Origin of the sequence: Clostridium sp. (assembly GCF_050717635.1) — a bacterium.
Taxonomy (GTDB): domain Bacteria; phylum Bacillota; class Clostridia; order Clostridiales; family Clostridiaceae; genus Clostridium_AD.
Window position 1 is genome coordinate 79,518 of sequence record NZ_JBOITO010000037.1, and the last position, 12,672, is coordinate 92,189.

The following is a 12,672-nucleotide window of genomic DNA, read 5'->3' on the forward strand; positions in this document are numbered from 1 at the left end:
TTAGTGAAAAATTATTCTTCTACAAGTATTCCCATACTTCTTGCTGTTCCTGCTATCATACTCATTGCAGCTTCAATTGTTGCTGCATTTAAGTCTGGCATCTTAAGTTCTGCTATTTCTCTTACTTTTTCTTTAGAAACTGTAGCGATCTTAGTTTTGTTCGGAACACCAGAACCACTTTCAAGTCCAACTGCTTTCTTTAATAATATAGCTGCTGGTGGAGTTTTTAGTATGAAACTAAAAGATCTATCTTGATATACTGTTATAACTACTGGTGTTATCATACCTGCTTGATCAGCAGTTTTTGCATTGAATTCTTTACAGAATCCCATGATATTAACACCGTGTTGTCCAAGTGCTGGTCCAACTGGTGGTGCTGGAGTTGCTTTTCCTGCAGGAAGTTGAAGTTTTATCATTCCTGTTATTTTCTTAGCCATGAGTTTATACCTCCTATATTGTGGTAATGCGGATTAAAAATCCTCCCACTTAGTACCTAGTCTAATTTTTGTATTTGATTAAATTCTAGTTCAACTGGAGTTTCCCTGCCAAACATATTTATAAGTGCTTTAACTTTATGCTTTTCTAAATGAATTTCTTGTATTAGTGCAACAAATCCTTCTAGAGGTCCAAAAGTAACTTGGATGTTCTCACCTATTTCGTAATTAGAAACTATATTTTTTTCTGCTATTCCCATAGTTCTAACTTCTTCTTCAGTAAGAGCAACCGGTTTAGATCCTGGTCCTACAAATCCAGTTACCCCTCTAGTATTTCTGACTATATACCATGATTCATCCGTCATAAGCATTTTAACCATTACATATCCCGGAAACACTTTTTTAAAAGTTATTTTTTGTTTACCATCTTTTTCTTCTACAACCTCTTCCATAGGAACTTGAATGTCGTGTACAAACTCTTCAAGATTTCTATTTTCAATTGCTTTTTCTAGGTTAACTTTAACTTTATTCTCATAACCAGAATATGTATGTACAACATACCATTTAGCTTTATCTGCCATATCTCAAGGGTGGACTAATCCGTCCCCTACCTCCTTCCTTTACCTTAATTAAAGATTAGTTTATAGAGGTTATTAAAACCATAATCCAACAAAGCCACAAATACTACAAAAAGAAAAGAAAAACCTACAACTGCAATGGTTGTTTTTTTAATATCTTTTTTTGCAGGCCAAGTTATTCTTTTCGCCTCTGCTTTAAGTTCCTTGAAAAAATTTACTAATCCTTTTTGGTTTGGTTTGTTCTTCGCTTTAAGATTCCCATTAACAGCCATTTTATTCACATCCCCCAACGTTTTGTGCTTATGCTGTATTATTTTGTTTCTTTATGAAGTGTATGTTTGTGGCAGAACTTACAGTATTTTTTCATTTCTATTCTATCTGGGTTATTCTTTTTGTTTTTCATTGAATTGTAATTTCTCTGCTTACAATCAGTACATGCTAAAGTTACTTTTACTCTCACAATCTACACCTCCCGGTTTTTCATCTATTTAAGAAAGCTCATGCTTAATAAGCATTATACCATCTTTAGCATTATTTTATTTCACTTAAACAATTTATCACAACTTAATACATATGTCAATAAATTAGTTTAAGATGACTTTTCATTAAACGTTACTTTTACTTCTAATTCTCAATGGATATCTTTTTTTTAGAAGCATTAAGCAACTCCTAATCTTATTTTATACTTCACAGCATTATTTAACTATTGAAGTAACAACTCCTGAACCAACAGTTCTTCCGCCTTCTCTGATTGCGAATCTTAATCCTTCATCCATTGCTACTTGAGTGATTAATTCAACATTCATGTCAATGTGGTCTCCTGGCATTACCATTTCCATTCCGTCTGGTAATTTAATTGATCCTGTTACATCAGTTGTTCTAAAGTAAAATTGTGGTCTATATCCGTCAAAGAATGGTGTATGTCTTCCGCCCTCTTCTTTTTTAAGTACATATACTTGACCTACAAATTTATCATGTGGGTGAATTGAACCTGGTTTTGAAAGTACTTGACCTCTTTGAATATCAGCTCTTTGTACACCTCTTAATAATGCTCCAATGTTGTCTCCAGCCATTGCTTGATCTAGAAGCTTTCTAAACATTTCAACTCCTGTACATACAACTTTTCTCTTATCTTCACTTAGTCCAACGATTTCTACTTCTTCTCCAACTTTAAGTATTCCAGTTTCAACTCTTCCTGTTGCTACTGTTCCACGTCCAGTTATTGTAAATACATCTTCTATTGGCATTAAGAAAGGTTTATCTGTAGCTCTTTCTGGTGTTGGGATATAGCTATCTACTGCATCCATTAATTCATATATGCATTTTGATGCTTCAGGATCTGTAGGATTTTCTAATGCTTTTAATGCTGATCCTGTTATTACTGGAATGTCATCTCCTGGGAAGTCATACTCACTTAGTAGTTCTCTGATTTCCATATCAACTAGTTCTAATAATTCTGGATCATCTACCATATCTGCTTTGTTTAAGAATACTACTATATATCCTACTCCAACTCTGCTTGCTAATAGTATATGCTCTCTTGTTTGAGGCATTGGACCATCTGCTGCACTAACTACTAGGATTGCTCCGTCCATTTGTGCTGCTCCTGTAATCATGTTCTTTACATAATCTGCATGTCCTGGGCAATCAACATGTGCATAATGTCTATTTTCTGTTTCATACTCAACATGTGCTGTATTAATTGTAATTCCTCTTTCTCTTTCCTCTGGTGCTTTGTCTATTTGGTCAAATTTAGATGCTTGTGCTAATCCTTTTGTTGCAAGTACTGCAGTTATTGCAGCTGTAAGGGTCGTCTTGCCGTGATCTACATGTCCTATTGTTCCAATGTTAACATGTGGTTTACTTCTTTCAAATTTTGCTTTTGCCATTTTGTATTCCTCCTTATTTAAATAATTACACTTTTGTGCAAGTAAACTTATCCTAGTGTGTTATAAAGCCTTAATAATTATGGAGCCCATAACCGGGATTGAACCGGTGACCTCCACCTTACCAAGGTGACGCTCTGCCGACTGAGCTATATGGGCACTTAGTATTGGAGCGGGAAACGGGTATCGAACCCGCGACACCCAGCTTGGGAAGCTGGTGCTCTACCACTGAGCTACTCCCGCTGAAGTACAACTAAAAGTTATACACCAGTTATAAATTTTACTATTGTTTGTTCTTCTTGTCAATACATTTTCATCTTTTACTTAGACATTTTTCTAATTTTCTTTTTACTCTTTGCAATGCATTATCAATAGATTTCGCATGCCTATCTAAATCACAAGCAATTTCCTGATAAGATTTACCATCTAAGTATGACATAAGTACTTCCATCTCGAGCTCAGATAAGACTTCCCCAATTTCATTTTGAATGCTTATTACTTCTTCTCGGCTTATCACTAATTCTTCTGGATCAGTGATCTTAGCCCCTGATAACACATCCAATAATGTCCTGTCTGATTCCTCATCATATATTGGTTTATTTAAAGAGATATATGTATTAAGAGGAATGTGTTTTTGGCGTGTGGCTGTTTTAATTGCTGTAATTATCTGCCTTGTAACACAAATTTCTGCAAAAGCCCTAAAGGAAGATAATCTATCTGCTTTAAAATCTCTAATAGCCTTATACAGACCTATCATTCCTTCTTGATAAATATCTTCTTTATCAGCTCCAATTAAAAAATAGGACTTTGCCTTGGCTTTAACAAAGTTTTTGTACTTATTAATTAAATATTCTTGCGCTCTAACGTTCTTCTTTTGTGCTTCAATAACTACTTCTTCATCCAATCTCTCTTCAAAGCATAAATCTTCCACACCGGCTCTAATAATTTTTTCCAACAATATCCCCTCCACACCAAACATGAGTCATATAGATGATTATACCTTAGAGGAATTTCTATAGTCAAGAGATTTCAACGACCTCTACGTATTTTTTCAAGTTTTTCCAATGTTTTCTCATCTAATCTGTCTTGTAACCAATTTTTGTTTTCCAAATATTTCTTTTCTGTCTTTATTTTAATTTTTTTTTCAACGCCCATTACTTCATGATAGAATTCTATAGAAGACATTCGAGTTGCACCTCTTTGAAAGGTAACTTGTTGCTCTAAAGAATCAGATGTAACAACACATATTTCAGATTTTCGCCCCATATTATTTACCGTCTTTTCAATAAAACTATCTGCTGTTTCACTTTCTTTTGTAAAAACTACAACTATATTACCTAGCCTTTCTTTCTTTTCAACGCTACCCTTAACCATATGCGCATCAAAAACTACAAACAATTTATAAGCTTTAAATTCAGAGTAGCTTTGTAGAGTATCAATAAGTTGCTGCCGGGAAGATTCATAGCTATACTCTTTAATTTCTTTAAGATTTGGCCAACTATTAATAACATTATAACCATCTACAAAAACTGTTTTCACTGTTTACCTCATCTGATTTTTTGTTTCATAATTTCATACATTATTATGCCACTAGCAACAGATGCATTTAGAGAAGTTATTTTCCCAACCATAGGTATTTTTACTAGCACATCACATTTTTCTTTTGTAAGTTTAGATATTCCTCTGCCTTCACTTCCGATAACAATGGCCACTGCACCCGTTAAATCTGTGTCAAAGATATAATTTTCACCATCCATATCAGCACCATAGACCCATACCCCACGCTCTTTAATTGCATCAATAGTTGCATTTATATTAGTTACTTTTGCTATTTTCATATGTTCAATTGCACCAGCTGAGGTTTTATACACAGTTGGCGTAGCGCCTACATTTTTTCTCTTGGGTATTATTATACCATGAGCTCCACACACCTCAGCAGTTCTTATGATAGAACCAAAATTATGAGGATCTTGAATTTCATCTAGTATTATTATAAAAGGTTTTTCTCCCTTTTCCTCTGCCGCTTTAAATATGTCATCTATTCCAAAGTATTTATATGGTGTTACTATTGCAATAACTCCTTGATGTGACGCTGTTTGGGACATTTCATCTAGCTTTCTTCTGTCTACTTCCTTTATAACAATTCCATTTTCTTTGGCTAATGCTATCACTACGCTTATAGATCCTACCATATCACCTTTTGCAATAAGAATATATTCTATAGTCCTATCTGATTTTAACACCTCTATAACTGCATTTCTTCCTTCGATTACATCATCTCTTAAAAGTTTAGTTTCACTTTCTTCATTTACAATTTTGGTAGAAGCATTTCCTTCAACTTTGGGTCTAAGAAATTTTTTATTTTCCACTGAATTTTCTTGTCCTTGTCTAGTTTTAGTATTACCCACTCTTTTCTTACCGTCTCTACTGGTTGAAAATCCTCTGCTTTCTTTTGATCCATGATCACCGATTCTAGCTTTTCTAGAACCCGCTCCACTTTTATCTTCTTTGCTCTTTGAAAATCCATTGCTTACTTTATTACCTTGATATTTTTTGTTATCACTCATTTTAAATACCTCTCTCATTCTATCTATTTCATTGCAAATTATTTTTTAATATCAACCTTATTCTCCATTTATCTTGAAGAATTATATATTATTTTGTTTGATTTGTTCATCGTTTAATTTATTTTCATATAATATCGCTACTAACTGATTATACTCCTTTTGAACACAATTCATAGAGCTTACAAAAATTTCTTCTCAGTATAATTACTTCTCTCCTAAATCATAGTTTATGATTTTCTCAAATACATAGTTTAATCTTTCATTCTTTTCACTTAAATATAAAAAACCTACTAAAGCTTCAAACCCTGTTGCCCATTTATACTCAGTCAAATCTGCATTTTTAGGTATGGTGCCACTTTTAGAATTTCTAGCCCTTTTAAATATGCTTAATTCTTCTTCATCTAAATATTCAATAAAGAATTTCATATACTCACTTTGTGCATGTGCTTTTACATATGAAACTGCTTTAATATGAATCTTATGAGCATTCATATCTCTATTTTTTTCTACAAGGTAAGTTCTAATAAATACCTCATAAACTGCATCTCCAACTATGGCAAGAACTAGTGGGTTTAACTGTTTAACTTGCTCTGTTGTAAATTTACCTTTTAACATATTAAATTCCATTATTATTCTCCCTTTTAAATATTACAATGTTATTTTGTTGTTTTTAAATTCTTCTCTTACCCTATCAATAACTGAGCATGTTTCTACTATTTCATTATCTATCTCATGTCTGAGTTTAAACTCGATTTGACCTTCAGGACTTTTTTTACCTACAGTAATTCTAATTGGAATTCCGATTAAATCTAAGTCCTTAAATTTAACCCCAACTCTCTCATTTCTATCATCCATAAGAACCTCTACACCTATTGCTTTTAGATCATTATAAATTTCTTCAGCAATTTTCATCTGATTTTCATCTTTTATAGCTACTGGTACTACTACAACTTGATATGGAGCTACTGACATGGGCCATTTTATGCCATTTTCATCGTGGTGCTGCTCTATAATAGCTGCCATTGTTCTATTGATACCTATACCGTAACATCCCATAACTAAAGGTTGTTTTTTTTGATCCTTTCCAAGAAATGTTGCACCCATAGCCTCTGAATATTTAGTCCCTAATTTAAATATATGTCCTACCTCTACCCCTCTAGCAATAGTAATTGGTGCTCCACACTTAGGACATTTATCACCTTCAGTCGCCTTCCTATAGTCGCCAACCACACCTTCGAAATCTTTTCCATAATTAGCATTTTCATAATGATATCCTGTATCATTTGCTCCAATTATAAAATTATACATATTAGAAACTTCAGAATCTACTAAGAGTACGTCACACGTAATACCAATTGGCCCTGCAAATCCTACTGCCGCTGAAGTTGATGACATTACAGTCTCTGCATCTGCCATTTCAAATGACCCAGCTCCACCTATTGCATTTTTTACTTTAGTTTCGTTTACTTGTCTGTCTCCTCTTATCACAACAGCAATTACTTTGTCATCTGCTTTACATATAAGTGTTTTTGCAAAATTTTTAGCTGTAGTATTAAAGAACTTCTCTAAATCCTCTATAGTTTTTACATCGGTCGTTAGTATTTTATTAAGTTCTTTAAACTCCTGTTTTTTAAGCGGTTCCGGAGTTCCTGATGCCTTCTCCATATTAGCTGCATAGCTACAAGAACTGCAAAAAACTACCTCATCTTCACCAACTTCAGATTTAACCATGAATTCTGCTGAACCCGAACCACCCATTGCTCCAGAATCAGCCTCCACAGCCTTACATTTAAGGCCACATCTTTTAAAAATATTATTATAGGCATCATACATTTTGTTGTAAGATATGTCCAGCCCCTCATTGTTTGCATCGAAACTATAAGCATCTTTCATTATGAATTCTCTTGATCTCATAACACCAAATCTTGGTCTTCTCTCGTCCCTATATTTTGTTTGAATTTGATATAAATTAAGCGGTAATTGCTTATAAGATTTAATTTCATTTCTAGCTATATCTGTAAATACTTCTTCATGTGTAGGTCCTAAACAGAATTCTCTTTGACTTCTATCTTTTAATCTAAACATCTCTTCCCCATAAGCATCCCACCTACCAGATTCTATCCATAGTTCTGATGGAATTAATGCTGATGCTAAAAACTCTTGTGCATCTGCGCCATCCATTTCCTCCCTTACAATATTTTCAATTTTTTTTATGACTCTTATTCCAAATGGCATATAATTATATATTCCTGAAGCCATTTTCCTCATCATACCAGCTCTTAACATTAGTTTATGACTGTCTATTTCCGCCTCAGCTGGTACTTCTCTTAGTGTACTTATTAGCATTTTTGATAATTTCATAAATATTCCTCCTTACATATCTTTAATAATTTATGTTTTACATATAGCTTACAAAAAAATAAAAAAATCCGCCCTATTTTAGGGCGAATTATATCGCTGTACCACCTAAATTTGCACTCATTTTTTAACGGTATATACTACCGGTAGTTTTTCTACAGCTCCAAAGTTGGTTCAAAACCTTTAAAAATATCTCAACCTAGTATTTTCTCTCTGTAGTGTGGTTTCTACTATTCTTCATCATTGCCTACTATTTAATTTATGAAAATTTTGTTTATGACTATTAATTAGTATACACATTAAATTTAATCCTGTCAAAATTAAAATCTCTCTAATATTTGTTTTCCAATTTCTAAATCCTCTGGTGTTGTAACCTTTATATTATTATAGCTGCCTTCATAAAGATATACCTTATTACCGAACCTCTCAACCACCATAGTATCATCAGTAACCTTAATACTATCTTTTTTAATTTTTCTGTGACAATCTAATATTAGATCATACTTAAATGCTTGAGGTGTTTGAACACAAAAAAGTGTTTTTCTTTCAGGCGTTTCCACAGAAAATCCGAAAGAGTCCTTAATCTTAATAGTATCCTTAGGTTCTACCCCACAAGCAGCCGCTCCATATAAACCAGCATAAATAATAGCATTTCTAATAATAGATTCATCTATAAAAGGTCTAGCCCCATCATGAATAAGTACAATCTCACAATTTATTAGTGCCTTTAGACCATTTAAAACAGAATCTTGTCTTTCTTTTCCACCAATAACTATCTGTTTAACTTTTATAAAACTATATTTTTTAATTATTTCTTCCTTACAATAATCCATTTCACCTTCTGCAACAACAACTATAATCTCGTCTATACATTTGCACTCCGTAAAAGCTTTTAAAGTATAATACAAAATAGGATAACCGTTAATATTTAAGTATTGCTTATTAATAGGTTTTCCCATTCGGCTTCCCTTACCTCCAGCTAAAATTATGGCACAGTTTTTACTCATAAAAAACCTCACTTACCTAAATAACTAACTCTTTACAACAGTATCTTTATTTTTAGCAAAAATCATTCTACCTGCTGCTGTCTGAAGTACTGATGTTACAATAACAACTATATTTTCACCAATATACCGTCTTCCACCTTCAACAACAATCATTGTACCATCATCTAAATAGGCTATTCCTTGGCCTGATTCTTTTCCGTCTTTCATAACTTGAATTTTCATTTCTTCTCCAGGAAGAACTACGGGCTTTACTGCATTTGCAAGTTCATTAATATTTAAAACTGGAACCCCTTGGAATTCAGCTACCTTGTTTAGGTTAAAATCATTTGTAACTACCTTTCCATTTAAAACTTGAGCTAATTTCAAAAGTTTGCTATCTACTTCTGCAATATCAGGAAAATCCTTCTCCCATATTTCAACTTCAATGTTTAATTCCTTTTGAATTTTATTCAGTATATCCAGACCTCTTCTTCCTCTATTCCTTTTTAGCCCATCTGACGAATCAGCAATATGTCTAAGCTCTTCTAATACAAAAGTTGGAATTATAAGTGGTCCTTCAACAAATCCTGTTTGACAGATATCAAATATTCTGCCATCTATTATTACGGATGTATCTAGCACTTTAGGGTTTTCATTAGTATACCCCTTTGTTTTTTTATCTTTGAATCCATCTTTTCTTTTAATACTTGTAAAAAATGAAAGTATATCATCTCTTTTTCTAGCACAAATATCCGCACCTAGAGCTGCCAATATAACTGATAAAATAGCTACAATGGCACTCCATAAAGGAGATTGGTATTTAAATAATCCAGTAAATAAAGAAACAATTACGAGACCTAATACTGCACCACCTGTTCCAAAAATAATTTGAGCAGTTGGCATCTTTTGTGTACTTTTCTCCACATAATCCATAAACTTCATTATTAAAGATACGATTATAGGAGACAATAGAAATAATATAACTCCAAAAATTAAAATAGAAAAAATAATAAATATTATTCCTTGAATATTACCACCTTTAAAATAATTAAGTTCAGATAAATAACTTGTGCTTAAAAGCATCTCAGCAATTAAGTACCCTATAATTAGTCCTATGATTGTAAAAAGTCCTCTTAAAATTTTTTTTAGCAAAAAATTTCACCTCCCTTTAAATTATTAACACTTATTTGATTTTATATCCTGTTATTATATAATATATACTATATATTTCTGTATTTCAATGAAATAAGTCATACAATTAACAATTTATTAAATTAAATTACGTATTTTGTGTAATGCCTCCTCCATTTTCACTCCTAAAACTAACATTATTTCACTAGCTACCATGCCTTCAACTCGTTCTAATATCTTTACTTCTCCAGGCGGAAGCATATCTTTTTTCTTTAAACAGTACAAATCCCTAATCACCTCGCACATTTCTAGTGTATTTCCACTTTGAATTTTTTTCTTATTAATTCTATATCTATTATTCCAATTGCTTTCTATATAATCACAATCATTTTCTATTGTCTTCAATATTTTTTCTAATTCTATTTCACTTAAAAGGTCTCTTATCATATAATTTTGTATATTATTTAATGGAATCATAAAATTCATATCATCTAATAAAAGATATATATTTATATATTCACATTTTATATGTGATAATTCTTTACTATCTATTTCTTGTATATAACCAGCACCATAATCTGCTACGAATATTTTCTCACCAATATTTAACATAACCATCCCCCTATTAAAAAAACTCTTATTGATTTATTATATATTCATAAGCTAAAATTCGTACTTAATTATTGACAAAAAGCTATTGTAAAACCTATAATTAAGATAGTATAGTTATTTAAATTTTTACAAGGAGTTGAATTTGATGAAAGATTGTATATTTGATAATTTTCAAAATTCTGTGGATGAATCTTTATTACGCCATAGAAGTATTTTAGATATAATTACTAAACTTCAAGAGTCTGAGGCAAGGGTCAGTAGAGCTGTTGTAAAATCAGTTACTAATTGTGGTTGTATTAAAGTTGATGCAAAAAAACAGTACTCACCTGAAAATATAGATGATCTAGATTTAGACACGCTTAGTGCCTCACTTGATACTCATATGGACGGTAAACTTTGTGAAAACTGTAGAGAAGTACTAGAAAGGGAACTGGGAAATAATCTTTTTTATATTACTTCACTATGCAACCTTTTGGACCTTAATCTATATGATGTTCTTTTAAAAGAATATGACAAAATTAACACTTTGGGCAAATATACTATGAGATAAAATATAAACACAAAATAAGTCGAAACTTATTTTGTGTTTATATTTGTTTGTCCAACATAAATTGCTCTTTTAATCTTCTAAGGCCATTTTTAATAGCCTTGGCCCTGGCTTCACCAATACCTTCTACCATATCAAGTTGTTCAAAAGAGGCCTCCATTATAGCTTTTAATTCTTTAAAGTGCACAACTAAATTTTCTATAACATTTGCAGGTATTCTAGGTATTTTATTTAACATCCTATATCCTCTTGGTGAAATTAAGGTATCAACTAGTGGAACACCTATATATCCAATGATTTTAGAAATAAAATCTAAATCTACTAATTCTTCGGAGCTCATATTTTCTATCTGCATATAAACCTCAGTATAATCCATACCACTTTGACAATAATCCCTTATTAATAGTATTCCATCCTCTTCTACGCTTTTTACGAGCTCACTTAATTGCATTGAAATTAATCTACCCTCATTCCCAAGTTCGCATATATACCTTTCTATTTCTCCAACTATTCGCATAACCATTTCTGTTCTTTGTAATGCAGTTATTACATCAAATAGAGTAGCCAAATCTTGTATTTCTAAAAGGTTTAAATTCCTTACTACTCGCTCAAGTACAAATCCATATTTTTCCAACGTCTGGATAGCTTGATTTGCCCTTGCTAAAATTACACTACTATCTCTCAGAACATATTTTATATCATTTTTATATACAGTTATTATAGTTCTTCGTTGTGATATAGCAACAACCACATAACCTGTTTGTTTAGCCACTCTTTGAGCTGTTCTGTGCCTTGTTCCAGTTTCAAAAGTTGGGATTGTAGGACTTGGCATAAGTTGAGTATTAGCATATAATATTTTTTTTAAATCATTGCTTATTATTATAGCTCCATCCATCTTTGCTAGTTCATATACAGAAGCTGGACTATAGTCTGAATTTATTCCAAACCCACCATCTACAATGTCTAATATTTCAATGCAATCTCCGAGTACAATAAGCCCACCGGTTTTAGCTCTTAAAATATTTTCAAGGCCTTCTCTAAGCGAAGTCCCAGGAGCCATTATTTTTAATATACTCATAAGTTCCTTACTTTTATCTTCTCTCATATTTTTCTCCCTATTTTATAAATATTGTTTCTTTAAACTCTTCAACCATTGTATTCAAATTATTACAGCTAATGCATTTCCCTAACCATTTAGGTGATTTATATGCACATTCTTGGCATATAAATAAATTTTTAAGCTTTGCCATAAATACACCCCCACCAGTAATAAACTTTGATATCTTTATTTTAAACAATAATGTCATATAAAAATCACTTTTAGCTTAATTTATTTTTAATAACTCAAAAAACCACTCTAAAGTGGTTTTTTGAAGAATTCTACCTTTATAATTATATACTTTTTAATACGTATAAACAACATTAATTATGCATAGTCTTAAAAAGTGTAGATTGCAATATAAAATGTCCGAAAATTTCAAGAAAAAATAATGTTAAGCTGTAAAGGTTTTCTGTTCCATCATATTAGCAGATAAACCGTTAAAAATCCTTCTGGGATAGTTGTTAATCCAAT

16 protein-coding genes and 2 tRNA genes are annotated in these 12,672 nt (G+C 32.0%); 1 reads left to right on the plus strand and 17 read right to left on the minus strand.

The window, feature by feature from the left end:
• Nucleotides 1-11: 11 nt before the first annotated feature.
• The 15 genes from rplK to ACREWB_RS18550 all read right to left on the minus strand — a co-directional run bounded on the left by rplK (nucleotide 12) and on the right by ACREWB_RS18550 (nucleotide 10,552).
• Nucleotides 12-437 carry a 50S ribosomal protein L11 gene (rplK, locus tag ACREWB_RS18480; RefSeq protein WP_431548941.1) on the minus strand — a complete coding sequence of 142 codons (426 nt, stop codon included), beginning with the start codon at nucleotides 435-437 and terminating at the stop codon, nucleotides 12-14.
• Nucleotides 438-493: 56 nt separating this feature from the next.
• Nucleotides 494-1,015, minus strand: coding sequence for a transcription termination/antitermination protein NusG (gene nusG, locus ACREWB_RS18485; protein WP_431548942.1), 522 nt, complete (start codon nucleotides 1,013-1,015; stop codon nucleotides 494-496).
• A gap of 44 nt (nucleotides 1,016-1,059) precedes the next feature.
• Nucleotides 1,060-1,284, minus strand: a complete 225-nt coding sequence (gene secE, locus ACREWB_RS18490; protein ID WP_431548956.1) for a preprotein translocase subunit SecE — start codon at nucleotides 1,282-1,284, stop codon at nucleotides 1,060-1,062.
• A gap of 38 nt (nucleotides 1,285-1,322) precedes the next feature.
• Nucleotides 1,323-1,472 (minus strand): 50S ribosomal protein L33, encoded by a 150-nt coding sequence (gene rpmG, locus ACREWB_RS18495; protein ID WP_216301266.1) that lies wholly within the window; start codon nucleotides 1,470-1,472, stop codon nucleotides 1,323-1,325.
• Nucleotides 1,473-1,707: 235 nt separating this feature from the next.
• The gene (gene tuf / locus ACREWB_RS18500) at nucleotides 1,708-2,901 is read right to left on the minus strand and encodes an elongation factor Tu (RefSeq protein ID WP_431548932.1); all 1,194 of its coding nucleotides are present in this window, start codon (nucleotides 2,899-2,901) and stop codon (nucleotides 1,708-1,710) included.
• Nucleotides 2,902-2,981: 80 nt separating this feature from the next.
• A tRNA-Thr gene (locus ACREWB_RS18505) sits at nucleotides 2,982-3,057 on the minus strand.
• A 9-nt stretch (nucleotides 3,058-3,066) separates the two neighbouring features.
• A tRNA-Gly gene (locus tag ACREWB_RS18510) sits at nucleotides 3,067-3,141 on the minus strand.
• Between the two features lie 70 nt (nucleotides 3,142-3,211).
• Nucleotides 3,212-3,877: an RNA polymerase sporulation sigma factor SigH gene (sigH, locus tag ACREWB_RS18515; RefSeq protein ID WP_431548943.1), complete on the minus strand. Its 666-nt coding sequence runs from the start codon at nucleotides 3,875-3,877 to the stop codon at nucleotides 3,212-3,214.
• Nucleotides 3,878-3,927: 50 nt separating this feature from the next.
• Complete coding sequence (locus ACREWB_RS18520; RefSeq protein ID WP_431548944.1) at nucleotides 3,928-4,437, minus strand: NYN domain-containing protein; 510 nt, start codon at nucleotides 4,435-4,437, stop codon at nucleotides 3,928-3,930.
• A gap of 8 nt (nucleotides 4,438-4,445) precedes the next feature.
• Nucleotides 4,446-5,213, minus strand: a complete 768-nt coding sequence (rlmB, locus tag ACREWB_RS18525) for a 23S rRNA (guanosine(2251)-2'-O)-methyltransferase RlmB (protein ID WP_431548957.1) — start codon at nucleotides 5,211-5,213, stop codon at nucleotides 4,446-4,448.
• A 456-nt stretch (nucleotides 5,214-5,669) separates the two neighbouring features.
• Nucleotides 5,670-6,092, minus strand: a complete 423-nt coding sequence (locus tag ACREWB_RS18530) for a Mini-ribonuclease 3 (RefSeq protein ID WP_431548945.1) — start codon at nucleotides 6,090-6,092, stop codon at nucleotides 5,670-5,672.
• 21 nt (nucleotides 6,093-6,113) lie between these two features.
• On the minus strand, nucleotides 6,114-7,826 hold the full coding sequence (locus ACREWB_RS18535; RefSeq protein ID WP_431548946.1) for a proline--tRNA ligase: 1,713 nt from the start codon (nucleotides 7,824-7,826) through the stop codon (nucleotides 6,114-6,116).
• 317 nt (nucleotides 7,827-8,143) lie between these two features.
• Nucleotides 8,144-8,830: a 2-C-methyl-D-erythritol 4-phosphate cytidylyltransferase gene (gene ispD, locus ACREWB_RS18540; protein WP_431548947.1), complete on the minus strand. Its 687-nt coding sequence runs from the start codon at nucleotides 8,828-8,830 to the stop codon at nucleotides 8,144-8,146.
• Nucleotides 8,831-8,854: 24 nt separating this feature from the next.
• Nucleotides 8,855-9,961: a PIN/TRAM domain-containing protein gene (locus ACREWB_RS18545; protein WP_431548948.1), complete on the minus strand. Its 1,107-nt coding sequence runs from the start codon at nucleotides 9,959-9,961 to the stop codon at nucleotides 8,855-8,857.
• 117 nt (nucleotides 9,962-10,078) lie between these two features.
• Complete coding sequence (locus tag ACREWB_RS18550) at nucleotides 10,079-10,552, minus strand: CarD family transcriptional regulator (protein WP_431548949.1); 474 nt, start codon at nucleotides 10,550-10,552, stop codon at nucleotides 10,079-10,081.
• A gap of 145 nt (nucleotides 10,553-10,697) precedes the next feature.
• Between ACREWB_RS18550 and ACREWB_RS18555 the strand changes: the two genes are divergently transcribed.
• Complete coding sequence (locus ACREWB_RS18555) at nucleotides 10,698-11,102, plus strand: nucleoside triphosphate pyrophosphohydrolase family protein (protein ID WP_431548950.1); 405 nt, start codon at nucleotides 10,698-10,700, stop codon at nucleotides 11,100-11,102.
• A gap of 37 nt (nucleotides 11,103-11,139) precedes the next feature.
• Here the strand turns inward: ACREWB_RS18555 and disA are convergent, their stop codons facing one another.
• Together disA and ACREWB_RS18565 are read right to left on the minus strand one after the other, a co-directional pair.
• Complete coding sequence (disA, locus tag ACREWB_RS18560; protein WP_431548951.1) at nucleotides 11,140-12,204, minus strand: DNA integrity scanning diadenylate cyclase DisA; 1,065 nt, start codon at nucleotides 12,202-12,204, stop codon at nucleotides 11,140-11,142.
• Nucleotides 12,205-12,214: 10 nt separating this feature from the next.
• Nucleotides 12,215-12,349, minus strand: a complete 135-nt coding sequence (locus ACREWB_RS18565) for a hypothetical protein (RefSeq protein WP_431548952.1) — start codon at nucleotides 12,347-12,349, stop codon at nucleotides 12,215-12,217.
• Between the last annotated feature and the right edge of the window lie 323 nt (nucleotides 12,350-12,672).

What these genes read in the sequence shown, in the direction of transcription:
- disA (WP_431548951.1), bottom strand. Translation starts at nt 12,204, where the DNA reads ATGAGAGAAGATAAAAGTAAGGAACTTATGAGTATATTAAAAATAATG.
- ispD (WP_431548947.1), bottom strand. Translation starts at nt 8,830, where the DNA reads ATGAGTAAAAACTGTGCCATAATTTTAGCTGGAGGTAAGGGAAGCCGA.
- tuf (WP_431548932.1), bottom strand. Translation starts at nt 2,901, where the DNA reads ATGGCAAAAGCAAAATTTGAAAGAAGTAAACCACATGTTAACATTGGA.
- ACREWB_RS18530 (WP_431548945.1), bottom strand. Translation starts at nt 6,092, where the DNA reads ATGGAATTTAATATGTTAAAAGGTAAATTTACAACAGAGCAAGTTAAA.
- ACREWB_RS18550 (WP_431548949.1), bottom strand. Translation starts at nt 10,552, where the DNA reads ATGTTAAATATTGGTGAGAAAATATTCGTAGCAGATTATGGTGCTGGT.
- ACREWB_RS18555 (WP_431548950.1), top strand. Translation starts at nt 10,698, where the DNA reads ATGAAAGATTGTATATTTGATAATTTTCAAAATTCTGTGGATGAATCT.
- secE (WP_431548956.1), bottom strand. Translation starts at nt 1,284, where the DNA reads ATGGCTGTTAATGGGAATCTTAAAGCGAAGAACAAACCAAACCAAAAA.
- ACREWB_RS18565 (WP_431548952.1), bottom strand. Translation starts at nt 12,349, where the DNA reads ATGGCAAAGCTTAAAAATTTATTTATATGCCAAGAATGTGCATATAAA.
- rplK (WP_431548941.1), bottom strand. Translation starts at nt 437, where the DNA reads ATGGCTAAGAAAATAACAGGAATGATAAAACTTCAACTTCCTGCAGGA.
- nusG (WP_431548942.1), bottom strand. Translation starts at nt 1,015, where the DNA reads ATGGCAGATAAAGCTAAATGGTATGTTGTACATACATATTCTGGTTAT.
- ACREWB_RS18535 (WP_431548946.1), bottom strand. Translation starts at nt 7,826, where the DNA reads ATGAAATTATCAAAAATGCTAATAAGTACACTAAGAGAAGTACCAGCT.
- sigH (WP_431548943.1), bottom strand. Translation starts at nt 3,877, where the DNA reads ATGTTTGGTGTGGAGGGGATATTGTTGGAAAAAATTATTAGAGCCGGT.